Source organism: Kitasatospora sp. NPDC058115 (assembly GCF_042884635.1).
Classification (GTDB): domain Bacteria; phylum Actinomycetota; class Actinomycetes; order Streptomycetales; family Streptomycetaceae; genus Kitasatospora.
The window spans coordinates 134,848-159,637 of sequence record NZ_JBHVTL010000021.1; the positions used below are offsets into that span (position 1 = coordinate 134,848).

The following is a 24,790-nucleotide window of genomic DNA, read 5'->3' on the forward strand; positions in this document are numbered from 1 at the left end:
GGACCCCGGACGGCGGCGGGCGGCCGGAGCCGACCAACTGTGTTTGCCTACATCATCCGCAGGATCCTCGCGGCCGTGGTGCTGCTGCTGGTCGTCAGCGCGGTCACCTTCGCGATCTTCTTCCTGCTCCCGCGCCTCGCCGGCGAGACGGTCGACCAGCTGGCCACCCAGTACATCGGGAAGAATCCTTCCCCCGAGGCGGTCCAGGCGGTCAAACAGAACCTCGGCCTCGACCAGCCGCTGTACACGCAGTACTGGAACTTCCTCAAGGCGCTGGTCACCGGTGCCGAGTACAAGTTCGGCCCGGAACCGGCCACCTGCCACGTGCCCTGCTTCGGCTACTCCTTCAAGAACCACCTGGAGGTCTGGCCCGAGCTGTCCAAGCGGATCCCGGTGACCCTCTCGCTGGCCATCGGCGCCGCGGTGATCTGGCTGGTCTCCGGCGTCGCCACCGGTGTCGTCTCCGCGCTCAAGCCGCGCTCGATCTTCGACCGGCTCTCGATGGGCATCGCGCTCGCCGGCGTCTCGCTGCCGGTCTTCTTCACCGGCGCGCTGCTGCTCACGGTGTTCAGCTACGAGTGGCCGATCCTGGACAACCTGGAGTACACCAACTTCACCGACAACCCGGTGATGTGGGCCCGCAACCTGATCCTGCCGTGGATCTCGCTGGCCTTCCTCTACTCCGCGCTCTACGCCCGGCTCACCCGCGCCGGGATGCTGGAGACGATGAGCGAGGACTACATCCGCACCGCCCGGGCCAAGGGCCTGGCCGAGTCCAAGGTCGTCACCCGGCACGGGCTGCGCGCCGCGCTCACCCCGATCGTCACCATCTTCGGCATGGACCTCGGGCTGCTGCTCGGCGGCGCGCTGATCACCGAGCAGGTCTTCTCGCTCCAGGGCGTCGGCCAGTTCGCCGTCCAGGCGATCACCGACAACGACCTGCCGAAGATCCTCGGCGTCACGCTGCTCGCCGCCTTCTTCATCGTCCTCTGCAACCTCGTGGTTGACCTCCTGTACGCCGCTGTCGACCCCCGGGTGAGGCTGTCGTGACCGAGCTCCAGAAGACCCCGGCCCGCGCGGCCGCCCCGGGCGGCCAGGAGCCCTTCCTCTCGGTGCGGGACCTGCGGATCCACTTCGACACCGACGACGGCCTGGTCCGTTCCGTCGACGGGGTCAGCTTCGACCTCGCCAAGGGCCGCACCCTCGGCATCGTCGGCGAGTCCGGCTCCGGCAAGTCCGTCACCTCGCTCGGCATCATGGGCCTGCACCGCTCCAAGCGGGCCCGGATCACCGGCGAGATCCGGCTCGACGGCGAGGACCTCATCGCGGCCGGACCCGAGCGGGTCCGCGAACTGCGCGGCCGGCAGATGGCGATGATCTTCCAGGACCCGCTCACCGCGATGCACCCCTACTACACGGTGGGGCAGCAGATCGTCGAGGCCTACCGGGTGCACCACCCGCAGGCGAGCAAGAAGCAGGCCCGGGCCCGCGCCGTCGAGATGCTCGACCGGGTCGGCATCCCGCAGCCCGACCGCCGGGTCGACGACTACCCGCACCAGTTCTCCGGCGGCATGCGCCAGCGCGCGATGATCGCCATGGCGCTGGTCAACGACCCCTCGCTGCTGATCGCCGACGAGCCCACCACTGCCCTGGACGTCACCGTCCAGGCGCAGATCCTGGACCTCATCCGGGACCTCCAGGAGGAGTTCGGCTCGGCGGTCATCATCATCACCCACGACCTCGGGGTGGTCGCCGAGCTCGCCGACGACATCCTCGTCATGTACGGCGGCAAGTGCGTCGAGCGGGGCCCGGCCGAGACGCTCTTCGACGCGCCCGAACACCCCTACACCTGGGGCCTGCTGGGCTCGATGCCGCGCCTCGACCGGGAGCTGCAGGACCGGCTCGTCCCGGTCAGGGGCACCCCGCCCAGCCTGATCAACGTGCCGTCCGGCTGCGCCTTCCACCCGCGCTGCCCCTACGCCGGGCTGACCGGCGGGCGCTCCTCGGAGGAGACCCCGGGCCTCACCGAGGTCGCGCCCGGACACCACGCCGCCTGCCACCTCGCACTCGCCGAGCGGCACCGCATCTTCGCCGAAGAGATCGCGCCCCGGCTGTGAGCCCGGCCTCGTACCACCATTCTGGAGAGAACCGATGACGGACACTCAGGCGGCGGGCCCCGACCCCATGAAGAAGGTGCCCGCGCAGGCGCCCGCCCCGGACCGGCAGCCGCTGCTCAAGGTGACCGGCCTGGTCCGGCACTTCCCCATTCACAGCGGCCTGCTGCGGCGCCAGACGGGCGCCGTCCGGGCGGTCGACGGCATCGACTTCACGGTCAACGCCGGCGAGACCCTGGGCGTCGTCGGGGAGTCCGGCTGCGGCAAGTCGACGATGGGCCGGCTGGTCACCCGGCTGGACGAACCGACCGGCGGGAAGGTCGAGTTCGAGGGCACCGACATCACCCACCTGGGCGTCGGGGCGATGCGGCCGCTGCGCCGCGACATCCAGATGATCTTCCAGGACCCGTACTCCTCGCTGAACCCCCGGCACACCGTCGGCACCATCGTCGGCGCGCCGTTCAAGCTGCAGAAGGCCGAGCCCGAGGGCGGGATCAAGAAGGCCGTCCAGGAGCTGCTGGAGCTGTGCGGGCTCAGCCCCGAGCACTACAACCGCTACCCGCACGAGTTCTCCGGCGGCCAGCGCCAGCGCATCGGCATCGCCCGGGCGCTCGCCCTGCGGCCCAAGATGATCGTGGCGGACGAGCCGGTCTCCGCGCTCGACGTCTCGATCCAGGCCCAGGTGGTCAACCTGCTCGACGACCTCCAGCGGGAGCTCGGCCTGACCTACCTGATCATCGCGCACGACCTCTCGGTGGTCCGGCACGTCTCCGACCGGGTCGCGGTGATGTACCTCGGCAAGATCGTCGAGATCGCCGACCGGGACTCGCTCTACCGCACCCCGATGCACCCGTACACCACCGCGCTGATGTCCGCGGTGCCGGTGCCCGACCCGCGCCGCCGTCAGCGCGCCGGGCGCGAGCGCATCCTGCTCAAGGGCGACGTGCCCTCGCCGATCAACCCGCCCAGCGGCTGCCGCTTCCGCACCCGCTGCTGGAAGGCGCAGGAGATCTGCGCGAGCCAGGAGCCGCCGCTCGCCGCCGGCAGGGAGGGGCACCAGGTGGCGTGCCACTTCCCGGAGAACGCCGTCCCGGGGGAGAAGCTGCTCGCCTCCGCCTGACCGTCGGACCGGAGGGGAGGCTCGGCCGGGTCACACTGGTGCGGTGACCTCGCAGATCTTCCCCTCCGACGTGCAGCAGTCGCTGGACCTCGTCGGCATCTTCGTCTTCGCCCTCTCCGGGGGGCTGCTCGCCGTCCGCAAGAACATGGACATCTTCGGCATCTGTGTGCTCGCCGAGGTCACCGCGCTCGGCGGCGGCGTGATGCGCGACCTGGTCATCGGGGCCACCCCGGTCGCCGCCTTCACCAACCTGGGCTACTTCGTCGACCCGCTGATCGCCGCCCTGGTCGTCTTCTTCCTGCACCCCGAGGTCGAACGGATCAACCGCGCCGTGCAGACCCTCGACGCGCTCGGTCTCGGCCTGTTCTGCGTCACCGGCACCGCCAAGGCCCACGACTACGGCCTCGGCGCCGTCTCCGCCGTCGCCCTCGGCATGGTGACCGCCGCCGGGGGCGGCGTGATGCGTGACGTCCTGGCCGGCGAGATCCCCTCGCTGCTGCGCTGGGACCGCGAGATCTACGCCGTGCCCGCGCTGGTCGGCGCCGCGCTGGTCGCCGTCCTGATCGCGCTCGACAGCCTCACCGCCGTCACCGGCACCGCCGCCGCGCTCACCGCGTTCGTCCTGCGGATGCTCGCCCTCAAGTACGGCTGGCGCGCACCGCGGGCCTGGCACCGCAACGGTTCTCGCACCAGCGAGGAGTAGGCGAGCCGCCGTAGGCCAGCGAGATCGCCTCCGCCGTGCAGAGCAGCTCGGGCACCAGCCGCACCAGCTCCGCCGGCGACACCCGGTCCGTCGGCGCCGAGATCGCGCACGCCGCGACCGCCCGCCGGTCGCTGCCCGCCACCGGCGCGGCGACGCAGGTCACCGCCTCCAGGTGCTCGGCCGACTCCGCCGCCCAGCCCCGCCGGCGCACCGCCGCCAGATCGGCCGAAAGCTCCTCCTCGGCCAGGCCGTCCTGCGGCAGCCCCGCCAGCAGCACCCGGCCGATCGCCGTCCCGTTGGCCGGCGCGCGCCGCCCGATCCGGGTCGGCCGGCCCGCCGCGCTGCTCCACCGCCCCGCCAGCTCGTCCAGGTACAGCACCTCGTCGTCCTGCAGCACCGCCAGCTGCACCGTGCAGCCGCAGCGCTCGTGCAGCGACGCCAGGAACGGTGCGGCGACCTGCCGGACGTCGATCTCCTGGAGGGCCCGCTGCGCCAGCGACAGCACCCGTCCGCCCAGCCGGTAGCGCCGGTCGGACAGCCGGTGGACGAACCCGTGCTCCTCCAGCGTGCGCAGCAGGCGCAGCGCGGTGGACTTGTGCACGCCGATCGAGGTGGCGGCCTGCTCCAGGGTGACCGGGCCGTCGCCGAGCGACCCGAGCAGGGTCAGCGCGCGATCGACCGACTGCGACATCCCGTCCCCCCGACTCCCGGTTCCGCTCACGCCGCGTGGTGGTGGCCGTCAGGCTAACCGCTCGCGGGCCCCGCGCCGTACCGGGGCTGCCCGGAGGGGCAGCGTCGCGGTGCGCGGCGTCCGGTGGCCGGATCGGTGCGCTGTGGCGTGACGCGGCCGACCCGTGCGTCCGTGCCGGTCCGGCTCCGGCCGGGGGGCCTCTACAATCGGATGGTTATGCCATACCTGGACCATGCGGCGACCACGCCGATGCTGCCCGAGGCGATCGCCGCGATGACGGCGCACCTGGGGGTCGTCGGCAACGCCTCCTCCCTGCACGCGTCCGGCCGCCGGGCCCGCCGGGTGGTCGAGGAGGCCCGCGAGTCGCTGGCCGACTCGCTCGGCGCCCGGCCCAGCGAGATCGTCCTCACCGGCGGCGGCACCGAGTCCGACAACCTGGCCGTCAAGGGCCTGTACTGGGCCCGCCGCGGCGCCGACCCGGCCCGCACCCGGGTGCTCTGCAGCCCGGTCGAGCACCACGCGGTGCTGGACGCGGTGCACTGGCTCGCCGAGCACGAGGGCGCCACCGTCGACTACCTGCCGGTGGACGCGCTCGGCCGGGTCCACCCGGCGGCGCTGCGCGAGGCGATCGAGCGCGATCCGGGCTCGGTCGCGCTGGTCACCGTGATGTGGGCGAACAACGAGGTCGGCACCGTCCAGCCGGTCGCCGAACTCGCCGCCGTGGCCGCCGAGTACGGCATCCCGGTGCACGCCGACGCGGTGCAGGCGCTCGGCCAGGTCCCGGTGTCCTTCGCCGACTCCGGGCTGACCGCGCTCACCGTCACCGGCCACAAGATCGGCGGCCCGTTCGGCATCGGCGCGCTGCTGCTGTCGCGCGGTGCGGCGCCCGTTCCGCTGCTGCACGGCGGCGGCCAGGAGCGCGACGTCCGCTCCGGCACCCTGGACGCGCCCGGCGCGGCCGGGTTCGCCGCCGCGGCGACGGTCGCCGTGGAGCGGCGCGCGGAGCACGCCGTGACGCTGGGCGCGCTCCGTGACGAGCTGGTCGCCTCGGTGCTGGCGGCCGTCCCGGACGCGGTGCTCAACGGCGACCCGGCGGCCGAGGGGCGGCTGCCCGCCAACGCGCACTTCTCCTTCCCCGGTTGCGAGGGCGACGCGCTGCTGATGCTGCTCGACGCCCAGGGCATCGAGTGCTCCACCGGCTCGGCCTGCTCGGCCGGCGTCCCGCAGCCCAGCCACGTGCTGCTGGCGATGGGCGTCGACCCGCTGCTGGCCCGCGCCTCGCTGCGGTTCTCGCTCGGCCACACGTCGGGCCGGGAGGACGTCACCGCGCTCGCCGGGGCCATCGCCCCGGCCGTCCAGCGCGCCCGCAACGCGGGCCTGGCGGCCGTCCGGCGGTAGGTACGCTTGGTGGCATCATGACTGACTTCCCGGGTGCCCCGACCGCTCCGTCCGCCACTGGCCGCCTGCGCGTGCTCGCGGCGATGTCCGGCGGGGTGGACTCCGCCGTCGCCGCCGCCCGCGCCGTCGAAGCCGGTCACGAGGTGACCGGCGTGCACCTGGCGCTCTCCAGCAACCCGCAGTCCTTCCGGACCGGTGCGCGCGGCTGCTGCACCATCGAGGACTCCCGGGACGCGCGCCGGGCCGCCGACGTGATCGGCATCCCGTTCTACGTCTGGGACCTCGCCGAGCGCTTCCGGGAGGACGTCATCGACGACTTCGTCGCGGAGTACGCCGCCGGCCGCACCCCCAACCCGTGCCTGCGCTGCAACGAGAAGATCAAGTTCGCCGCCCTGCTGGACAAGGCGATCGCGCTCGGCTTCGACGCCGTCTGCACCGGCCACTACGCCCGCATCGTCGACCTCCCGGACGGCTCGCGCGAGCTGCACCGGGCCGTGGACGCCGCCAAGGACCAGTCCTACGTGCTCGGCGTGCTCGACGCCGACCAGCTCGCCCACTCGCTGTTCCCGCTCGGCGACACCACCAAGGACGTCATCCGCGAGGAGGCCGAGCGGCGCGGCCTGGCCGTCGCCAAGAAGCCGGACTCGCACGACATCTGCTTCATCGCGGACGGCGACACCCAGGGCTTCCTGGCCAAGCACCTCGGCACCGCCACCGGCGACATCCTGGACGTCGACGGCACCAAGCTCGGCGAGCACGACGGCGCGTACGGCTTCACCATCGGCCAGCGCAAGGGCCTGCGGATCGGCCGCCCGGCCGCCGACGGCAAGCCGCGCTACGTCCTCGACATCTCCCCGGTGAACAACACCGTCACCGTGGGCCCGGTCGAGGGCCTGGACGTCACCGCCCTCACCGCCATCCGCCCCCGCTGGTGCGGCACCGAGCCGCTCGCCGACGGCCGCTACACCGCCCAGCTCCGCGCCCACGGCGAGGAGGTCCCCGTCACCGCCTCCGTCGTCGACGACACCCTCCACGTCACCCTCGACACCCCCGCCCGCGGCATCGCCCCCGGCCAGGCCGTCGTCCTCTACGACGGCCCCCGCGTCATCGGCTCCGCCACCATCGCCACCACCCACCGCCCCACCGTCACCGCCTGACCCCGCACTCGGATCGGCACCGCCCGCGCCGCCGGCCCGGCGGCGCGGGCGGCGTTCAGCGAGCGCGGTTGATCAGCACCAGAGCCGCAGCGAGGACGTGGAGAGCGGCCGCCACCGAAACTCCGTACGCGGCCCAGACCCGGACGGATTCGGTGTCGGGGTCGTCATCCGACGGCTTCACCGGGTGGTCGTCAGGTCGGCGTGGACGACCTTCCCGGCCGGTTCGAGGGTCGCGCCCCAGCGACCGTCGGTCAGGCGATCCACCAGGGCCAGGCCGCGGTGGCACTCCTCCTCCGGGGAGGCGCGAATCAGGACCGGAAGAACACACGAGCCGTCGCGCACCGTGATCCGCAGGGTCGTCCGCGAGAGCTGCCGGACCGCGACCGTCATCTGCTGCCGGCATCCGGTCTTCGCGGCATTGGTGACCAACTCGCTGCCGACCAGCACGGCCGCGTCGACCAACCCGTCCAACCCCCACCCCGTGAGCGTCGTTCGGAGGAACCGGCGCGCCTGACCGGCCGCTTCCGGGAGATAGGGCAACAGCACTTCGGCCGGTGCCGGGAGTGAGGTCGGGGAGGCATCGGAAGACGCCTGAGTCTCCAACAGGACGTGCTGCATGAGAACTCCAAGGTGCAGGCCCTCGCAGGCCATCTCCTCTAGATGAGGCTCTGCCATGCACTCATGTACATGAGTGCATGGCAGAAGGGTGCCCGACTCCTGTACATGAGTCAACCTGTCGCGGGAGAATCCCGCGACAGGTTGCCGGAGCCGATTGCTCCTCAGTCCCGCGCGGGGAAGCGGTAGTCGAGGACGAACTGGTCGGCGGCCATGACGGTGTCGCACACCTCCACCACTCGGCCATCCGTGGAGATGGCGTCGCGCACGAGGTGGATCACCGGCGCGCCCGGGCTCAGGGCGAGGGCCTTGGTCTCGGGCTTGGTCGCGAGACGGGCCCGTACGGACTCGGTGAACTCGGCGAGGGAGTACCCGTGTTCTTCGAGCCGGGCGTAGATGCCGCCGCCACCGGGGTTCTCGGCGAAAACCTCCGGAATGTCCTTGGCCACGTCCCACGGGAGGTAGGAGGTGGCTTCCTCTGTCGGGACGCCGTCCCGGAAGTACCGGCGTTTGCGGGCCAGTACCTGGGTGCCGACGGGAAGGTCGAGGCGCTCGGCGATCTCCGGCGGTGCGGGTGTGGGTCCCACGAACAGCACTGCCACGGACGGGACACCGCCCGACGCCTCCGCCTCGGCGAGGTAGGCGGCCTTGCCGGCCTTGCGGTGGGTGCGGCGGAAGCGGTCCGCGGACTTGCGCTGAACCGGTGGGCGGGAGCGGACGAAGGAGCCGCGGCCGTGGTGCGTTTCGATCAGCTGGGCTGTTCGAAGCTCTGCGATGGCCTTGCGCACTGTTCCGGACGCCACTCCGTACCGTTGCATGAGTTCGGCTTCGCTGGGCACGGTCGCGCCGGGCGCAAGCACTCCCGACGTGATCTGCGCGGCGAGATCGGCCGCGATCTGCAAGTACTTCGCTGTGGCCGCCGAGGCCACGTCACCATTCGCCATAGTCCTTCAAGGCTCCTATTCTCCTGCACATGAGTAACAGCGCCGGGAAGTCCGAGTCAACGCCGCTCCACTCGGTGTCCGTCGCGGGGGTGGTGGTGCGGGAGGACGGCAGGGTGCTGGCGATCCGGCGGGCCGACAACGGGACGTGGGAGCCGCCGGGCGGGGTGCTGGAGGTGGCGGAGACCGTCGAGGACGGCGTGCGGCGGGAGGTGTTCGAGGAGACCGGGATCAAGGTCGGCGTGCAGCGGCTGACCGGCGTCTACAAGAACGTGAGCCGCGGAATCGTCGCCCTGGTGTTCCGCTGCCGCCCGGAGAGCGGCAGCGAGCGGCTCTCGGACGAGTCGACCGCCGTCGACTGGCTCACGCCGGGCGAGGTCTCCGACCGCATGGCCGAGGTCTACGCCGTGCGCGTGCTGGACGCGCTCCGGGACGGCGCGGTACCGGTCGTGCGGGCCCATGACGGGCGGCAGGTGCTTGGCTGACGGTCGTGAGCCGCGTGGAGGGTGCGGTACGAGCTTCTACGAGCGGTACCACGACTTCGTCGAGGAGGCGGAGCGGATCGCCCCGGAGGGCGTCCGGATCGAGTGGTCCGGGGACGTTCTGCTCGTCCAGGCGTCGCCGCCGAACGTGCACCAGCTCGACCTTGCCTTGCTGCGCGGGCAGTTCGAGCGGCATGCCCCCGATGGGCACCTCCCCGGTGAACGTACGAGGATCGTCAGCCCGGACGTCTCCAAGGGGCGTGAGCCGGACCTCACCTACCTGCCGGTGGAGGTGCTCTCCGAGCCGGGCAACCGGGCGCCGGCGGCCGAGGCGCTGATCGCCGTCGAGATCGTCTCGCCGTCGAACCCGGGCAACGACTGGATGGACAAGCTGCACGACTACGCCGTGATGCGTGTCCCGCTCTACCTGATCGTGGATCCGCGCCGGCACACCGTGACGTTGTTCTCCGAGTCCGGCCACGACCGGTACCACACCCGCAGTGACCGGAAGTTCGGCGACGAGATCCACATCCCGGAGCCCTTCGGGTTCACGCTGAGCCTGGCGGCGCTGCTGCCGTACAAGGACTGACCCGCCCCAGGGTGGTGCCCCAGCGGTCGGCGATGGCGGTCGCGTGGGCGAAGTGGGCGGCCGCCTCGGTGTCGCGGCCGAGGAGGCGGGCGAGTTCTCCGAGGGTCCGGGCGACGGGGCGGACGGCCAGGGTGAAGCCCGCGGTGGGCGGGGGTGCGTCGCGGTGGGGGAGGAGGGTGCGGTACAGCTCCTCGGCCCGCGCCCGGTCGGCGAGGGCCACCGCCGCCATGGCGCGGAAGGTCGCGCAGACCGTGAGGAGGTAGTCGGTGCGCAGCGGACCGACCCGGGCGAGGACGGCGCGGGCCTCCTCCCGCTCCCCGGCGGCGCACAGGGCCGCCGCGAGGAGGTCCGCCATCGGCGGGCCGTACTCCTCGGTCAGCCGCCGGGCCTGCGGGACGAACTCGCCGAGCCTGCCCTGGGCGGCCCGGATCGTCGCCGTCGCGACCTGGAGGAAGCCGTCGGCGTGCGGGGAGCCCTGCCGGGCCATCCCGGCGGTGGCTTCGGCGTACAGCCGCTCGGCGTCCTCGCCGCGCCCCTCGATCAGCGCTCGCGTCGCCAGCGCGGTCCGGCCGACCACGACGGGCCCCGGCATGCGGTACGTCCGGGCCAGTTCCACGCAGGTGTCGATGTGGCCGTACGCGCCGGCGACGTCGCCTTCGGCGGCCGCGGCGGTCGCCAGGCTGGACAGGCCGAACCAGCGGAGGGCGGGCAGGTCGTGTGCCGTGGCGAGCCGGACGAGCTCCGCGCTCCGGACCGCCAGTTCGCGTCCCTCGCGGTCGGCGTCGAGCTCGCGGACCAGGGCCGCGAGCGCCCGCGCGCGCAGGCCGGGGTCGCCCGCGGCCGTCGCGAGGTCGACGGCCTCCTCGGCGGCGGCCCGCGCCCGCGGGTCCCGCACGTCGGACAGTTCGGCGCAGTAGGCGAGCAGCAGCCCGCACCGGGCGGACGGGGTGGGGAGGGGCCGGTCCAGCGACCGGCGGAGCAGGGCGACGACGGGCTCGTCGACCGCGCCGTACGGCCGGGTCTGCCACGGTGTCGGCTCGGACCACGCGGTGAGCGCGCGGATCAGCAGTTCGCTCCGTCCGGTGCCGACCGCGTGGTCGATCGCCCGCTGCCGGGTCGCGCGGGCGGCCATCACCGCCCCGGCCCGGACCTGGGCGCGCAGCAGCCTGCCCAGCAGGTCGACGCGTTCCGCCTCGCGGTCTGCCGACGGGTCGGCCGGGGTCCGTTCGAAGCAGTCCAGCGCGGTGGCGAGCAGCTCGGCCGCCGTGTCGTGGGCGTAGCGGCCGGCCGCCAGCCCGGCCGCGCGCAGGCAGTGGTGCACGGCCTTGGCGGCCGTGGCCGACGCCGCCGACCGCGCGAAGTGGTGGGCCAGCGCCGAGACGTCACCCGAACCGAGCCGCTCCAGCCCGGCCGCTATCCGCCCGTGCATGCGCCGGGCCCGCAGGCCGCTCAGATCGGCGAGCAGCGTGTCGCGCACCAGCGCGTGGGCGAACCGGACCCGGCCCGGGGCGGGTTCGGTCAGCAGTCCGGCGACCAGGCCGCAGTCCAGCGCGCCCAGGACCCCGTTCTCGTCGGTGTCCGCGGCGTCGACCAGCAGCTCGACGTCCGCTTCGCGTCCGACGACCGCGGCCAGCCGCAGGACCGGCACCACCGCCTCGGGGAGACGTCCGAGCCTGCGGCGCAGCACGTCCCGGACGCCTTCGGGGACCTCGGACAGGGCCACCAGCGCGCCTTCGCCGCTGAGCAGCCGGGCGCTCTCCCGCAGGTAGAAGGGGTTTCCGCCGGTGCGTTCGGCGAGCGCGGCGACCGTCCCGGCGTCCACCGGCCCGCCGCCCGCGGCCTCGATCACCGCGGCGACGGCCGACGCGGGCAGCCCCGGCAACGGCAGCCGCAGCGGCGAGCGCCGGGCGAGCGCGGCGAGCCGGTCGGTGAGCGGGCCCCCGGTCTCGTTCGGCCGGTAGGCGGCGACGATCAGGACCGGTGTCGCCGGGGGCAGCTCGGTCAGGGCCGTCAGCAGGGCGAGCGTCTCGGCGTCGGCCCCGTGCAGGTCGTCCAGCAGCAGGGCCAGCGGCCGCTCGCGGGCCACCGCCGCGAGCCACCGTGACACCGCGCGGTGGAGGCGGAACCGGCCGGCGGCCGCGTCCTCGTCGGGCTCCCGGCCGGACGGGCGGTCGGACAGCAGCGGGGCGAGGACCTCGGCCGACCCGGCCGGGGGCGGCGCGGCGGCGGCGATCGTGCGCAGCGCCGTCACCCAGGGCCACCCGGGCGGCGCGCCCTCGTCGTCGGGTGCCCGGCCGGCCGCGACCAGCCAGCCGTCAGCCTGCAGCCGCTCGCCGAGCCGCTCCAGCAGCGCCGACTTCCCCAGCCCCGCCTCGCCGGTGACCAGCGCGACGCCGGGCCCCGCGCCGGCCGCCCGGCCGGCGGCCTCCAGCAACCGGGCGAGTTCGGTCTCGCGGCCGACGAACAGCGGTGCGTCGGTGCCGGGCCGGCGGGGCGGTGCCGGGGCCTCGCGCCCTTCGGCCGGGGCCGGCGCCCGGCGCCCCGGTGGCTCCGTCGCGGCGCGCAGCACGGCGGTGCGTCCGCCCAGGACGGCCGCTTCGAGCGCGGTCAGCGCCGGCCCCGGATCGAGGCCCACCTCTGCCGCCAGGACGGCGCGGGCCCGGCGCAGCGTCGCCAGCGCGTCGGCCTGGCGGCCCGCCGCCCACAGCGCGAGCGCGTGCAGGCGCCAGCCCTCCTCGCGCAACGGCTGCTCGCGGGTGAGCAGTTCGGCCTCGGGGACGGTCACGGCGGCCTGCGCCGAGCGCAGTCCGGCGGCGACGTTCAGCTCGCGCGCCACCAGCCGCAGCTCGTCCAGGCGGGCGATCTCGGCGCGGGCCCAGGAGTCGTCGGCGAACTCGGCGTACGCCCCGCCCCGCCACAGCGACGGCGACAGCGCCTCGCCGAACAGGCGCCGCGCGGTGTCCGGCTGCCGCGGTGCGGCGTCGCGCGCCTCGCGCAGCAGCCGCTCGAAGCGCCCGGCGTCGACGGCCTCGCCGGGCAGCCGCAGCGCGTATCCGGGGGGTGCGCTGACCAGCAGCGCGGCCGGGGTGCGCGGTGCCCGGCCGGGCTCCAGCAGCCGGCGCAGGTTCGACACGTACGCCTGCAGCGACGTCACCGCCCGGGCCGGCGGGGCCCCCTGCCAGACCTCCTCGACCAGCCGGTCGACCGAGACGACCTCGCCGCGCGCCACCACCAGCCGGGCCAGGACCGCGCGTTGCCGCCGGCCGCCGAGCGGGAGGGGCCCGCCGTCCAGCTCGGCGGCGAAGGAACCCAGCACGCGTATGGAGACCGTCACCCGGCACAGCGTAGACGGCCCGATCTCCTCCAAGTCGCTTCCAAACGGCCTCCATGCGCCCCCGGCGAGGCTTCTCGCACGGACACCGGGAAGGCGCCGGCGCCGACCCGTCCGGACCTCCTCCTCGAACCTCCTCACGAAAGGCAGGAAGGCCATGAAGCGCTTCACCACCGTCCTCTCCGTCCTGAGCGGCCTGTTCCTCCTCTACATCGGCCTCCTCTTCCTGCTGGACCCGCAGGGGTCCGCGGCCGGGTTCGGCCTGCCGAGCTGGCCCGAGCACGAGGGCACCGGCTTTCTCACCGTGAAGGGCGGGCGCGACATCGGGATCTGCCTGGGCGTCTTCGCGCTCCTGCTGACCGGCCACCGCAAGGCCCTCGGCTGGGTGCTGCTGGGGCTCACCTTCGCGCCCCTCACCGACATGCTGACGGTCCTCGGCAACCACGGGTCGACCGCCATCGCGTTCGGCGTCCACGGCGCCGCGGCCGCGACGGTCGCCCTGAACGCCGCCCTCCTCCTGCGCGAACGCCCCGCCGCGCCCGCCGTCCGAACGGGGGCCGTCCACCGCTGAACGAGACCTCCGGGGGCGTCGGGGGCACCCGCCCGGGACCGGCCCCGGGCGGGGCCAATTCGGTCGTGGGCGGGTCGGCGGGCGTGATAGACCGGGGGGACTATGAATATCTGTGTCTTCTGTTCCGCCGCCTCGCTCGACGACCGTTACTCCGCCCCCGCCGCCGAGTTCGCCCGGCTCCTCGGGGAGGGCGGTCACACCCTCGTCTGGGGCGGCTCGCACGCCGGGCTGATGGGGGAGCTGGCGGACGGGGTGAAGGCGGCCGGCGGGCAGCTGGTCGGGATCTCCGTCGAGTTCCTGAAGCACAAGGCGTACGAGGGGGCCGACGAGCTGGTCACCACGGCCGACCTCGCGGAACGCAAGGCGCTGCTGCTGTCGCGGGCGGACGCGGTCGTCGTCCTCGTCGGCGGGCTGGGCACGCTGGACGAGGTGACCGAGGTGCTGGAGCTCAAGAAGCACGCGCTGCACGACAAGCCGGTGGTCGTGCTGGACACCGAGGGCTTCTACGCGGGCCTGCGCACCCAGATGGAGCGGATGGACGCGGAGGGCTTCCTCCCCCGCCCGCTCGCGGAGCTGATCACCTTCGCCGACACCCCGGCCCAGGTCTTCGAGCAGCTGAAGGCCTGAGAGGATCGGACCCATGGCCACTCATCTGATCACCGGCGCCGGCTCCGGCATCGGCGCCGTCCTCGCCGAACGTCTCGCCGAGCGCGGCGACGAGCTCTGGCTGCTGGCCCGGGACGCCCGCCGGGCCGCCGAGCTGCGCGAGCGCTTCCCCGGCGCGAAGACCCTGGTCGGCGACCTCGGCGATCCGGCGAAGCTCTCCTGGGCCTTCGGCCACCAGGCGCTGCCGGTCGAGCTGGACTCGCTGCTGCACGTGGCCGGCGTGGTCGAGCTCGGCCCGGTCGGCGAGCTGCCGGTCAAGGCCTGGCAGGACACCCTGAACGTCAACCTGGTCGCCCCCGCCGAGCTGACCCGGCTGCTGCTGCCCTCGGTGCGGCTGGTGAAGGGCCACGTGGTGTTCGTGAACTCCGGCGCGGGTCTGCGCGCGAGCGCCGACTGGTCGGCGTACGCGGCGGGCAAGCACGGCCTGAAGGCGCTCGCGGACGCGCTGCGGCTGGAGGAGCACGGCAACGGCGTGCGGGTCACCTCCGTCTACCCGGGCCGCACCGCCACCGCGATGCAGGTCAAGGTGCACCAGCAGGAGGGCAAGGCGTACGACGCCGGGCAGTGGATCGAGCCCGAGTCGGTGGCCAGGGCGGTCCTGGCGGCGCTGGACGCCTCCCGGGACGCGGAGATCACCGACATCACGGTCCGCCCCGGGCGCTGAGCGAGCCGGGGCGGCGCGCGCACTAGGCTCGGGCGGGTGAGCAACGGACACCCCTTCCCCGACCTGGTCGGCGCCGCCACCGGCGTCGGCTCGCTGCCCGGCACCGACGCCCGGGAGGCCGCCAAGACGTCCACCGGCGCGCTGGAGCACCTGCCGTTCCTCCCGGAGCTGCCCGCCCGCGGGCCGGGCGCCGACATGATCGGCCGCTCCGCCGGCCTGCTGGTCGAGCTGTTCGCGCAGACCGAGCCGAGCGGCTGGCGGTTCACCGACCGCCCCGGCCGGGACACCCGGCGCGCGCACTCCTGGCTGGGCGAGGACCTCGACGCCCTGGAGGAGTTCACCCAGGGCTACCGGGGCGCGCTGAAGGTGCAGGCGGTCGGCCCGTGGACGCTGGCCGCGTCCGTCGAGCTCAAGTACGGCGAGAAGGCGCTCGCCGACCCCGGCGCCTGCCGGGACATCGCCGGTTCGCTCACCGAGGGCCTGCGCCGCCACCTCGCCGACGTCCGCAGGCGGGTGCCCGGCGCGCAGGTGGTGCTCCAGCTGGACGAGCCCTCGCTGCCCGCCGTGCTGGCCGGCGAGGTGAGGACCGCCAGCGGCTTCCAGCGGCTGCGCGCCGTCGACCGGCAGCTCGCCGAGGAGGCGCTGCGGGACGTCGTCGGCGCCCTGGACGCGCCGGTGGTGGTGCACTGCTGCGCGCCCCGGGTGCCGCTGCCGCTGCTGCGCCGGGCCGGGGTGGCCGGCGTCTCGCTGGACTTCTCGCTGCTGACCGAGCGTGAGGACGACGACCTCGGTGAGGCGGTCGAGGCGGGCACCGTGATCCTCGCCGGTGTCGTCCCCTCCACTGACCAGGCACTGTCGGACCCGGCCGGTAGTGTCCAGGGTGTCAGGACGTTGTGGCGCAGGCTCGGGTTCTCCCCGGAGCTGCTGGGCCGCCGTGTGCTGGTGACGCCCACCTGCGGGCTGGCCGGGGCCTCCCCGGCCCATGCCCGCGCGGCGTTGTCACTGAGCGTGAAGGCGGCCCGGAGCCTGGTGGACAACCCGGAATGAGAGATTGACGGAGGGCTTGCGGTGGTGGCTGTCGAGGGCTGGGAGGACGTTCCGGCGGAGGTGCGCAAGCGGCACGCCGAGCTGGCGGCCGAGATCACCGACCACCGGGCCCGTTACTACGAGCAGGACGCGCCGGTCGTCAGCGACGCCGAGTTCGACGCGCTGATGCGCGAGCTGGAGGGACTGGAGGCGGAGCACCCGGCGCTGGTCACCCCGGAGTCGCCCTCGCAGAAGGTCGGCGGCGCGCCCACCCTGCTGTTCGCCCCGGTCGAGCACCGGGAGCGGCTGCTCAGCCTGGACAACGCGATGGACGACGAGGAGCTCGCCGCCTGGGCCGAGCGGGTCGCCACCGAGCTGTCCGGCATCGAGTACCACTACCTGTGCGAGCTCAAGGTGGACGGCCTGGCCGTCAACCTCACCTACGAGAACGGCCAGCTGGTGCAGGCGGCGACCCGCGGCGACGGCCGGGTCGGCGAGGACATCACCGCCAACGTCCGCACCATCAAGGAGATCCCGCACCGGCTCCGGGGCGACGACGTCCCGGAGCTGGTGGAGATCCGCGGCGAGGTCTACTTCCCGACCGAGGCCTTCGAGGCGCTGAACGCCTCCTTCTCGGAGGAGAACGAGCGCCGCCGGGTGGAGAACGAGGAGCGCGCCAAGGAGGGCAAGCGCCCCCGGGCGATGATCCGGCTGTTCATGAACCCGCGCAACGCCGCGGCCGGCTCGCTGCGGCAGAAGGACCCGCTGGTCACCGCCTCCCGCCCGCTGCACATGGTGGTGCACGGCATCGGCGCGCGCTCCGGCTTCGACATCGACAACCAGTCGCACGCCTACGACCTGCTGCGCGAGTGGGGCCTGCCGACCGCCCGGCACAACAAGGTGGTCGGCACGCTGGAGGAGGTGCGGGCGTTCATCGAGCACTTCGGCGAGCAGCGGCACTCGGTCGAGCACGAGATCGACGGCGTGGTCGTCAAGGTGGACGAGATCGCGCTGCAGGGCCGGCTCGGCTCCACCTCCAAGTCCCCGCGCTGGGCGATCGCCTGGAAGTACCCGCCGGAGGAGGTCACCGGCAAGCTGGCCGCGATCAAGGTCGGCATCGGCCGCACCGGCCGGGCCACCCCGTACGCGGTGCTGGCCGAGCCGGTGAAGGTGGCCGGCTCGATGGTGCAGTACGCGACCCTGCACAACCAGGAGATCGTCAAGGCCAAGGACGTCCTGCTCGGCGACACGGTGGTGCTGCGCAAGGCCGGCGACGTGATCCCGGAGATCCTCGGCCCGGTGTACGACCTGCGGGACGGCACCGAGCAGGCGTTCGTGATGCCCTCGCACTGCCCCGAGTGCGGCAGCGAGCTGCGGGCGATGGCCGAGGGGGACATCGACCTGCGCTGTCCCAACGCGCAGTTCTGCCCGGCCCAGATCCGTGAGCGGATCGCCTTCCTCGGCGGGCGCTCGGCACTGGACATCGAGGGTCTCGGCTACGTCGCGGCGACCGCGCTGACCCAGCCGCTGCAGCCGGCCGAGGCGCCGGTGGGCAACGAGGGCGACATCTTCGGACTGTCGGTCGAGCAGCTGCTCCCGATCAAGGTGCTGGTGCGCGACCAGAAGACCGGCATGCCGAAGCTCGACGACGAGACCGGCGAGGAGAAGGAGGTGTTCTTCTTCGCCACCACGACCGGTGCGCCGAAGAAGAACACCGGGCTGATGCTGGAGAACATCGAGAAGGCCAAGGACCGCCCGCTCTGGCGGTTCCTCAACGGCCTGTCGATCCGGCACGTCGGCCCGGTGGCCGCCCAGGACCTCGCCCGGGAGTTCCGCGACCTGGACGCGATCTTCGCGGCCGGTGAGGAGCGGCTGGCCGCCACCGAGGGCGTCGGCGCCGGCACCGCGCGCTCGATCATCGAGTGGTACCAGGTGGACTGGCATCGGGAGATCGTCGAGAAGTGGCGCGCCGCCGGTGTCCGCTTCACCGAGGAGGCGGCCGAGGAGGAGGGCGAGCGTCCGCTGGAGGGGCTGACGGTCGTCGTCACCGGCACGCTGGCCGGGCACACCAGGGACGGCGCCAAGGAGGCGCTGACCTCGCGGGGTGCGAAGGTGACCGGCTCGGTGTCGAAGAAGACCCACTTCGTGGTGGCCGGCGACAACCCCGGCTCCAAGTACGACAAGGCGGTCCAGCTGGGGCTGCCGGTCCTCGACGACGCGGGCTTCGCGATCCTGCTGGAGCAGGGGTCGGCCGCCGCCCGGGTCCACCTGGGGCTGCCGCCGGAGCCGGAGGAGGAGCCGGTGAAGAAGGCCCCGGCGAAGAAGGCGCCGGCGAAGAAGAAGGCGGCCGCCGGGAACGCCGCCGAGGGGGCGGAGCAGCAGCCCGCCGCGGAGTCCGCGGAGGAGCCCGCCGAGCAGCCCGCCGCGGAGCCCGTCGAGGACTGACCCCACGCGCGGAAGCCCCGAATCCGGCTTGTTATCGTCCTGATGCAACGTCACCGGGTGCCGCACAGTGTTAGCGGGCATCGTGTCACTGTGCGGCACCCGGGGGGCGTGGCGGCGTATGTCCGGTTGTCTGAAAGTCTGCCCGTCGGGTGAAGCCACGCATACCCTGGAGCGCAACAGAGTGTCAGCAGGGGTGGGGGTACCGGCTGAGCCGGACTCCGCGGGGCCGCTCCCTGCCCGGCAGGCTGCCGGTACCGGTACGGTGCCTCACCGCTAGGCGGCCTGACGGGGCGGGCCCGACGGAGGACAGGGCTTATGGATCGTACGACCGGCGGCGCGCCCACACGCCCGCCGCAGGGGGTGGCGGGGGCCGTCCTGCTGCTCGGCGTGCTGCTGGCAGGCGCGGCGCCGCTCATCCCGCTGGCCGTGCTGGTCTACCGCTACGAGGCCGAACTGCTGCCGCTGTTCGCGGTGCCGCTGGCCGTGCTGGTCGCCGCCTGGCGGATCGCCCGGGACCGCGCGCGCGACCAGCTCACCGATCCGCTGACCGACCTGCCCAACCGCCAGGCCCTGCTGCTCGCCGCCCAGGAGGCGATCGCCGAGCATTCCGAGGGCTACAGCGTCGGTCTGATCCTGCTCGACCTCGACCGCTTCCGGTCGCTCAACGACACCCTCGGCCACACCGCCGGCGACCGGCTGCTCGTGCACATCGCCCGCCGGCTGCACCGCGCCCTGCGCTCCGGCGGGGCGGCCGGCAGCGCCACCCGCGAGTCCATCGACGACGTCTTCGCCGGACTGCCCCGGCACTACCGCGGCCGCCCGATGGTGGCCCGGATGGGCGGCGACGAGTTCGCCGTGCTGCTGCCCGGCATCGGCTGCCCGGACTCGCTGGAGAAGGTCGCCAAGGCCCTGATCGCCGAACTGGCCGCGCCGATCCGGCTGGACGGCCTGCTGCTCGTCCTGGAGGCGAGCGCCGGCGTCTGCGTCTTCCCGCAGCACGCCCAGGACGCCGAGTCGCTGCTGCGCCGCGCCGACGTCGCGATGGGCCACGCCCAGCGCGGCCGCACCTCGGTCGAGCAGTACGACGAGACGCAGGACGCCGACACCCCGTACCGGATCGGCCTGCTGGGCGACCTGCGGCGGGCCCTGGAGACCGGCGAGGTGCAGCTGCACTACCAGCCCAAGGTGGCCTTCGACGGCCGGGTGGTCGGGCTGGAGGCGCTGCTGCGCTGGGAGCGCCCCGGCCAGGGCCGGGTCTCGCCGGACGAGTTCGTCGGCCTCGCCGAGTCCAGCGGGCTGATGCCCCGGCTGACCGACTACGTGCTGGAGGCCGCCGTCGGCCAGCTCGCCCACTGGCGCGAGCAGGGCCTCCAGGTGCAGGTCGCGGTGAACGTCTCGCCGCGCGACGTGCTCAACCCCGGCTTCGCCCAGCGGGTCGCCGGCCACCTCGTGCGCCACCAGGTGCCGGCCCACGCGCTCCAGCTGGAGATCACCGAGCGGCTGCTGCTGGACGACTCCCGGCGGGCCGCCGACACCCTCGCCGAACTGCGCGGCTACGGGGTCGGGATGTCCCTGGACGACTTCGGGACCGGCCACTCCTCGCTGGTGCGGCTGCGCAGCCTGCCGGTCGGCGAGCTGAAGATCGACCGCTCCTTCGTCTCCCGGATGGCCACCGACGACCACGACGCGGCGGTGGTCCGCTGCTCGGTCGAGCTGGCCCACTCGCTCGGCCTGACCGTGGTCGCCGAGGGCGTCGAGGACGACGAGACCTGGGAGCGGCTGAACTGCATGGGCGTGGACGCGGTGCAGGGCTGGCTGGTCTCGGCGGCGCTGCCGGCCGAGCAGGCCACCGCCTGGCTGCGGGTGCACCGCACCGGCGCCCCGCCGGTGGAGCGGCTCGCCGCCGCTCCCGTCGCCGAGCGGCTGCCGCCGGTGATCAAGCCCGCCCTGCCGCCGGTGATCCAGGCGGTGCAGGCCGCCGCGGTGGAGATCCAGGCGCCGCCCCGGCACAGTTGGGCGCCGACCCGCCCGCAGTGAGCGGCGGTGAACGGCGGTGAACGGTGGTGCGCGGCGGCAGTGACCCCGGCCCACCGCTGGTCGTTGGCCGGTGGCCGGGCCGCGCCCCATAGGATGGTCACCACAGACCACGAGGACGGGAGTGCCTGACCGGCCGCTCCCGGCCCGGGCCCGGCGCCGTCGGAAGGCGGATCCGGGCCTCACCAGAACTCACCCTGAGGATCGCTGCATGCCTGGCATCACGCGCGAGGAGGTCGCCCACCTCGCTCGGCTGTCGCGTCTTGAGTTGCAGGCCGAAGAGCTGGACCACTTCGCCGAGCAGCTCGACGTGATCATCGGCGCGGTCGCCCGCGTTTCCGAGGTCGCCGGACAGGACGTCCCGCCCACCTCCCACCCGCTGCCGCTGACCAACGTCATGCGCGCGGACGAGGTCCGGCCGTCGCTCACCCCGGAGCAGGCGCTGGCCGGCGCCCCGGCCGCCGAGGAGCAGCGTTTCCGTGTGCCGCAGATCCTCGGGGAGGACTGACCGAGATGACCGACCTGATCCGTTACACCGCCGCCGACACGGCCGCCGCCATCGCCAAGGGCGAGGTCTCCGCCGTCGAGGTCGCGCAGGCGCACCTGGACCGCATCGAGGCCGTCGACCAGAAGGTCAACGCCTTCCTGCACGTCGACACCGAGGGCGCGCTGAGCGCCGCGCGGGCCGTCGACGAGAAGCGCGCCAAGGGCGAGGAGCTGGGCCCGCTGGCCGGTGTCCCGCTGGCGCTGAAGGACGTCTTCACCACCAAGGGCGTGCCGACCACCTGCGGCTCGAAGATCCTCGAAGGCTGGATCCCGCCGTACGACGCCACCCTGACCTCGCGGCTCAAGGACGCCGGCGTCGTCATCCTCGGCAAGACCAACATGGACGAGTTCGCGATGGGCTCCTCCACCGAGAACTCGGCCTACGGCACCACCGGCAACCCGTGGGACCTCTCCCGGATCCCCGGCGGCTCCGGCGGCGGCTCGGCGGCCGCGCTGGCCGCCTTCGAGGCCCCGCTGGCGATCGGCACCGACACCGGCGGCTCGATCCGCCAGCCCGGCGCCGTCACCGGCACCGTCGGCGTGAAGCCGACCTACGGCTCGGTCTCCCGCTACGGCCTGGTGGCCTTCTCCAGCAGCCTGGACCAGGGCGGCCCGTGCGCCCGTACCGTGCTGGACGCGGCGCTGCTGCATGAGGCGATCGCCGGCCACGACCCGCTGGACTCCACCTCGATCGACGCGCCGGTGCCGGCCGTCGTCGAGGCCGCCCGGATGCGTGACGTCCGCGGCATGCGGATCGGCGTGGTCAAGGAGTTCGCCGGCGAGGGCTACCAGGCCGGCGTCATGCAGCGCTTCGACGAGTCGGTGGAGCTGCTGCGCGAGCTGGGCGCCGAGGTCGTCGAGGTCTCCTGCCCGTCGTTCACCCTGGCGCTCCCCGCGTACTACCTGATCGCGCCCAGCGAGGCCTCGTCCAACCTGGCCCGCTTCGACGCGATGCGCTACGGCCTGCGGGTCGGCGACGACGGCACCCGCTCCGCCGAGGACGTCACCGCGCTGACCCGCGAGGCCGGCTTCGGCCCCGAGGTCAAGCGCCGCATCATCCTCGGCACCTACGCGCTCTCCTCGGGCTACTACGACGCCTACTACGGCTCGGCCCAGAAGGTGCGCACGCTGATCTCCCGCGACTTCGACGCCGCCTTCGCCGGCGTGGACGTCCTGGTCTCGCCGACCACCCCGACCACCGCCTTCCCGATCGGCGAGCGCGCCGACGACCCGATGGCGATGTACCTGGCCGACCTCTGCACGATTCCGTCCAACCTTGCGGGCAACGCGGCGATGTCGCTGCCCTGCGGCCTGGCGCCGGAGGACAATCTCCCGGTCGGCCTGCAGATCATCGCACCCGCGATGGCGGACGACCGCCTGTACCGCGTGGGCGGCGCCGTCGAGGCCGCACTCAACGACAAGTGGGGGCACACCCTGCTGGAGGAGGCACCGGCACTGTGAGCAAGATCGAGAAGGCGAAGGCCCAGTCTGCGTCTTTGAAGGGGTGGAAGCACTCGAAGCCCGGGCTGTGGCTGTCGATCGGGACCAGCGCGTTCGGCGCGATCTCCATCGCCAAGGACGTCCGCAAGGCCCGCGACGAGAGCGACACCCTCAAGCTGGTCAACGCCCTCGTCGGCGCCGCCGCCCTGGTCACCGGCACCGCCCTGCTGGTGCGCGAGCTGCGCCGCCTCGGCGACGACGACGTCCTGCTGGGCTAGCCCGTGGGGCCCGGCCGGTACCGCGGTACCGGCCGGGCCCGCACCACCGAAGACTTTTGAGTGAAGGGGACGCTGTGAGCGTCAAGAACCTGGTCTCCTACGAGGACGCTCTCGCGTCGTACGACCCGGTGATGGGCCTTGAGGTCCACGTCGAGCTCGGTACCAAGACCAAGATGTTCTGCGGTTGTTCGACCGAACTGGGTGCCGAGCCGAACAGCCAGGTCTGCCCGACCTGTCTGGGGCTGCCGGGCTCGCTGCCGGTGGTCAACGCGGTGGGCGTGGAGTCGGCCGTCAAGATCGGCCTGGCGCTGAACTGCGAGATCGCCGAGTGGTGCCGGTTCGCGCGGAAGAACTACTTCTACCCGGACATGCCGAAGAACTTCCAGACCTCGCAGTACGACGAGCCGATCGCCTTCAACGGCTACCTCGACGTGCAGCTGGAGGACGGCTCGACCTTCCGGGTGGAGATCGAGCGCGCCCACATGGAGGAGGACACCGGCAAGTCCAGCCACGTCGGCGGCGCGACCGGCCGCATCCACGGCGCCACGCACTCGCTGCTGGACTACAACCGGGCCGGCATCCCGCTGATCGAGATCGTCACCAAGCCGATCACCGGCGCCGGCGAGCGGGCCCCCGAGGTCGCCCGCGCCTACGTCGCCGAGCTGCGCGAGGTGATCCGCTCGCTGGGCGTCTCCGAGGCCCGGATGGACAAGGGCCAGATGCGCTGCGACGTCAACCTGTCGCTGCGCCCGAACGGCACCGAGACCTTCGGCACCCGCTCGGAGACCAAGAACGTCAACTCGCTGCGCAGCGTCGAGCGGGCCGCCCGGTTCGAGATCCAGCGGCACGCCACGGTGCTCACCGACGGCGGCACGATCATCCAGGAGACCCGGCACTTCCACGAGGACGACGGCTCCACCACCTCCGGCCGGATCAAGGACAACGCCGAGGACTACCGGTACTTCCCGGAGCCGGACCTGGTGCCGATCGCGCCGTCCCGCGCGTGGGTGGAGGAGCTGCGCGCCGCGCTGCCCGAGCTGCCCCGGGTGCGCCGGGCCCGGCTGCAGGCCGAGTGGGGCCTGTCGGACAAGGACATGCAGTCGGTGCTGAACGCGGGCGCCGTCGAGCCGATCCAGGAGACCATCGCCGCCGGCGCCCCGGCCGACCAGGCCCGCAAGTGGTGGATGGGCGAGCTGGCCCGCCGCGCCAACGAGACCGGCACCGAGCTGGCCGAGCAGCCGATCACCCCGGCGCAGGTCGCCCGGGTCACCGCGCTGGTCGCCGAGGGCAAGCTGAACGACAAGCTGGCCCGCCAGGTCATCGAGGGCGTGCTGGCCGGCGAGGGCGAGCCGGACGAGATCGTCGAGAAGCGCGGCCTGGCCGTCGTCTCGGACGACTCCGCGCTGGGCGCCGCCGTCGACCAGGCGATCGCCGAGAACGAGGCCGTCGCCGCCAAGATCCGCGACGGCAAGGTCGCCGCGGTCGGCGCGCTGGTCGGCGCGGTCATGAAGGCCACCCGCGGCCAGGCCGACGCGGCCCGCGTGAAGGACCTGATCCTGGAGAAGCTGGGCGTCTCCGCCTGAGTTTCCAAGGCGTCTAAGGCGGTCTAAGGCCTACTTAGCCGTCCGAGGCCCGGCCTTACCCCCTCCCGGGGGTGAGGCCGGGCCTTCGTCGTGTCCCGGGGCGCCGGCCTAAGGCCCTCCGGCCCCGGAAGATCCGGAAGCCTGCCGATGCCCGCCACCCCCCTGGGGGAGGAGTCTCTACTCAGCGAACGGAACCGACGAAGAACCCACGAGGGGAACCACCGTGATCGAGTACGAGCTCATCAAGCAGCAGGAACTGGAACTCCAGGCCCTGGCCGAGCACCAGCGCCTGGTCCGCGCGGCGAAGCCCGCCAAGCGCACCGGGTGGCGGCCGAACATCGGCCTGCGCGTCCAGCGGCGCACCGCGCGCGTCGGCGAATGCTGACGGACCGGCAC

At 73.4% G+C, this 24,790-nt stretch carries 22 protein-coding genes and 1 pseudogene; 19 read left to right on the forward strand and 4 right to left on the reverse strand.

Features of this window, described 5'->3' with window-relative positions; translation table 11 throughout:
- Positions 1-39: 39 nt before the first annotated feature.
- The 4 genes from ACFVVL_RS22930 to ACFVVL_RS22945 are packed head-to-tail and all read left to right on the forward strand — an operon-like array spanning position 40 to position 3,937.
- On the forward strand, positions 40-1,050 hold the full coding sequence (locus ACFVVL_RS22930; protein WP_380286664.1) for an ABC transporter permease: 1,011 nt from the start codon (positions 40-42) through the stop codon (positions 1,048-1,050).
- Positions 1,047-2,117, forward strand: coding sequence for an ABC transporter ATP-binding protein (locus ACFVVL_RS22935; RefSeq protein WP_380286663.1), 1,071 nt, complete (start codon positions 1,047-1,049; stop codon positions 2,115-2,117). Before ACFVVL_RS22930 ends, ACFVVL_RS22935 begins: the two co-directional genes overlap by 4 nt.
- A 34-nt stretch (positions 2,118-2,151) precedes the next feature.
- Positions 2,152-3,234 (forward strand): ABC transporter ATP-binding protein, encoded by a 1,083-nt coding sequence (locus ACFVVL_RS22940; protein WP_387678027.1) that lies wholly within the window; start codon positions 2,152-2,154, stop codon positions 3,232-3,234.
- Positions 3,235-3,277: 43 nt separating this feature from the next.
- The gene (locus tag ACFVVL_RS22945; RefSeq protein WP_380286661.1) at positions 3,278-3,937 is read left to right on the forward strand and encodes a trimeric intracellular cation channel family protein; all 660 of its coding nucleotides are present in this window, start codon (positions 3,278-3,280) and stop codon (positions 3,935-3,937) included.
- Here ACFVVL_RS22945 and ACFVVL_RS22950 read toward each other — a convergent pair.
- Positions 3,873-4,628: an IclR family transcriptional regulator gene (locus tag ACFVVL_RS22950; protein ID WP_380286660.1), complete on the reverse strand. Its 756-nt coding sequence runs from the start codon at positions 4,626-4,628 to the stop codon at positions 3,873-3,875. The two genes, ACFVVL_RS22945 and ACFVVL_RS22950, sit on opposite strands and share 65 nt — an antisense overlap.
- A 216-nt stretch (positions 4,629-4,844) precedes the next feature.
- Between ACFVVL_RS22950 and ACFVVL_RS22955 the strand changes: the two genes are divergently transcribed.
- The gene (locus tag ACFVVL_RS22955; RefSeq protein ID WP_380286659.1) at positions 4,845-6,026 is read left to right on the forward strand and encodes a cysteine desulfurase family protein; all 1,182 of its coding nucleotides are present in this window, start codon (positions 4,845-4,847) and stop codon (positions 6,024-6,026) included.
- A gap of 17 nt (positions 6,027-6,043) precedes the next feature.
- The gene (gene mnmA / locus ACFVVL_RS22960) at positions 6,044-7,183 is read left to right on the forward strand and encodes a tRNA 2-thiouridine(34) synthase MnmA (protein ID WP_387678031.1); all 1,140 of its coding nucleotides are present in this window, start codon (positions 6,044-6,046) and stop codon (positions 7,181-7,183) included.
- Positions 7,184-7,360: 177 nt separating this feature from the next.
- Here mnmA and ACFVVL_RS22965 read toward each other — a convergent pair whose 3' ends face one another.
- The gene (locus ACFVVL_RS22965; RefSeq protein WP_387678034.1) at positions 7,361-7,801 is read right to left on the reverse strand and encodes an ATP-binding protein; all 441 of its coding nucleotides are present in this window, start codon (positions 7,799-7,801) and stop codon (positions 7,361-7,363) included.
- Positions 7,802-7,962: 161 nt separating this feature from the next.
- Complete coding sequence (locus tag ACFVVL_RS22970) at positions 7,963-8,742, reverse strand: GntR family transcriptional regulator (RefSeq protein ID WP_387678037.1); 780 nt, start codon at positions 8,740-8,742, stop codon at positions 7,963-7,965.
- 17 nt (positions 8,743-8,759) lie between these two features.
- On the opposite strand from ACFVVL_RS22970, the gene ACFVVL_RS22975 reads away from it, so the two are divergent.
- Together ACFVVL_RS22975 and ACFVVL_RS22980 are read left to right on the forward strand one after the other, a co-directional pair.
- Positions 8,760-9,224: an NUDIX hydrolase gene (locus tag ACFVVL_RS22975; RefSeq protein WP_387678063.1), complete on the forward strand. Its 465-nt coding sequence runs from the start codon at positions 8,760-8,762 to the stop codon at positions 9,222-9,224.
- Positions 9,217-9,810, forward strand: coding sequence for a Uma2 family endonuclease (locus ACFVVL_RS22980; protein WP_387678040.1), 594 nt, complete (start codon positions 9,217-9,219; stop codon positions 9,808-9,810). The genes ACFVVL_RS22975 and ACFVVL_RS22980 overlap by 8 nt, the downstream gene beginning before the upstream one ends.
- On the opposite strand, the gene ACFVVL_RS22985 is transcribed toward ACFVVL_RS22980, so the two are convergent.
- A complete protein-coding gene (locus tag ACFVVL_RS22985; protein ID WP_387678042.1) occupies positions 9,770-13,144 on the reverse strand; it encodes a BTAD domain-containing putative transcriptional regulator in 3,375 nt (1,124 codons plus the stop codon). The genes ACFVVL_RS22980 and ACFVVL_RS22985 overlap by 41 nt on opposite strands.
- A gap of 154 nt (positions 13,145-13,298) precedes the next feature.
- On the opposite strand from ACFVVL_RS22985, the gene ACFVVL_RS22990 reads away from it, so the two are divergent.
- The 11 genes and pseudogenes from ACFVVL_RS22990 (at position 13,299) to ACFVVL_RS23040 (ending at position 24,779) form a co-directional block, all read left to right on the forward strand.
- On the forward strand, positions 13,299-13,712 hold the full coding sequence (locus tag ACFVVL_RS22990; RefSeq protein ID WP_387678045.1) for a DUF4267 domain-containing protein: 414 nt from the start codon (positions 13,299-13,301) through the stop codon (positions 13,710-13,712).
- A 102-nt stretch (positions 13,713-13,814) separates the two neighbouring features.
- Positions 13,815-14,339, forward strand: coding sequence for a TIGR00730 family Rossman fold protein (locus tag ACFVVL_RS22995; protein WP_380286653.1), 525 nt, complete (start codon positions 13,815-13,817; stop codon positions 14,337-14,339).
- 13 nt (positions 14,340-14,352) lie between these two features.
- Positions 14,353-15,042: an SDR family oxidoreductase gene (locus ACFVVL_RS23000; RefSeq protein ID WP_380286652.1), complete on the forward strand. Its 690-nt coding sequence runs from the start codon at positions 14,353-14,355 to the stop codon at positions 15,040-15,042.
- Between the two features lie 36 nt (positions 15,043-15,078).
- A complete protein-coding gene (locus tag ACFVVL_RS23005) occupies positions 15,079-16,089 on the forward strand; it encodes a methionine synthase (protein WP_387678048.1) in 1,011 nt (336 codons plus the stop codon).
- Between the two features lie 24 nt (positions 16,090-16,113).
- Entirely contained in the window at positions 16,114-18,513 is a 2,400-nt protein-coding gene (gene ligA / locus ACFVVL_RS23010) for an NAD-dependent DNA ligase LigA (RefSeq protein WP_380286766.1), read from the forward strand.
- Between the two features lie 378 nt (positions 18,514-18,891).
- A pseudogene (locus tag ACFVVL_RS23015) lies at positions 18,892-20,550 on the forward strand (putative bifunctional diguanylate cyclase/phosphodiesterase); the annotation flags it as partial.
- Between the two features lie 208 nt (positions 20,551-20,758).
- The gene (gene gatC, locus ACFVVL_RS23020) at positions 20,759-21,055 is read left to right on the forward strand and encodes an Asp-tRNA(Asn)/Glu-tRNA(Gln) amidotransferase subunit GatC (protein ID WP_035845952.1); all 297 of its coding nucleotides are present in this window, start codon (positions 20,759-20,761) and stop codon (positions 21,053-21,055) included.
- 5 nt (positions 21,056-21,060) lie between these two features.
- Positions 21,061-22,554 carry an Asp-tRNA(Asn)/Glu-tRNA(Gln) amidotransferase subunit GatA gene (gene gatA, locus ACFVVL_RS23025; protein ID WP_380286650.1) on the forward strand — a complete coding sequence of 498 codons (1,494 nt, stop codon included), beginning with the start codon at positions 21,061-21,063 and terminating at the stop codon, positions 22,552-22,554.
- Positions 22,551-22,811 carry a hypothetical protein gene (locus ACFVVL_RS23030; RefSeq protein WP_380286648.1) on the forward strand — a complete coding sequence of 87 codons (261 nt, stop codon included), beginning with the start codon at positions 22,551-22,553 and terminating at the stop codon, positions 22,809-22,811. Before gatA ends, ACFVVL_RS23030 begins: the two co-directional genes overlap by 4 nt.
- A 74-nt stretch (positions 22,812-22,885) precedes the next feature.
- The gene (gatB, locus tag ACFVVL_RS23035) at positions 22,886-24,394 is read left to right on the forward strand and encodes an Asp-tRNA(Asn)/Glu-tRNA(Gln) amidotransferase subunit GatB (RefSeq protein WP_380286647.1); all 1,509 of its coding nucleotides are present in this window, start codon (positions 22,886-22,888) and stop codon (positions 24,392-24,394) included.
- 223 nt (positions 24,395-24,617) lie between these two features.
- Positions 24,618-24,779 (forward strand): hypothetical protein, encoded by a 162-nt coding sequence (locus tag ACFVVL_RS23040; RefSeq protein WP_380286646.1) that lies wholly within the window; start codon positions 24,618-24,620, stop codon positions 24,777-24,779.
- Positions 24,780-24,790: the final 11 nt, after the last annotated feature.

Coding starts and splice junctions, on each gene's coding strand:
- ACFVVL_RS22955 (WP_380286659.1), top strand. CDS start 4,845: ATGCCATACCTGGACCATGCGGCGACCACGCCGATGCTGCCCGAGGCG.
- ACFVVL_RS22995 (WP_380286653.1), top strand. CDS start 13,815: ATGAATATCTGTGTCTTCTGTTCCGCCGCCTCGCTCGACGACCGTTAC.
- ACFVVL_RS22965 (WP_387678034.1), bottom strand. CDS start 7,801: ATGCAGCACGTCCTGTTGGAGACTCAGGCGTCTTCCGATGCCTCCCCG.
- gatA (WP_380286650.1), top strand. CDS start 21,061: ATGACCGACCTGATCCGTTACACCGCCGCCGACACGGCCGCCGCCATC.
- ACFVVL_RS22940 (WP_387678027.1), top strand. CDS start 2,152: ATGACGGACACTCAGGCGGCGGGCCCCGACCCCATGAAGAAGGTGCCC.
- mnmA (WP_387678031.1), top strand. CDS start 6,044: ATGACTGACTTCCCGGGTGCCCCGACCGCTCCGTCCGCCACTGGCCGC.
- ACFVVL_RS22970 (WP_387678037.1), bottom strand. CDS start 8,742: ATGGCGAATGGTGACGTGGCCTCGGCGGCCACAGCGAAGTACTTGCAG.
- ACFVVL_RS22950 (WP_380286660.1), bottom strand. CDS start 4,628: ATGTCGCAGTCGGTCGATCGCGCGCTGACCCTGCTCGGGTCGCTCGGC.
- gatC (WP_035845952.1), top strand. CDS start 20,759: ATGCCTGGCATCACGCGCGAGGAGGTCGCCCACCTCGCTCGGCTGTCG.
- ACFVVL_RS22990 (WP_387678045.1), top strand. CDS start 13,299: ATGAAGCGCTTCACCACCGTCCTCTCCGTCCTGAGCGGCCTGTTCCTC.
- ACFVVL_RS23000 (WP_380286652.1), top strand. CDS start 14,353: ATGGCCACTCATCTGATCACCGGCGCCGGCTCCGGCATCGGCGCCGTC.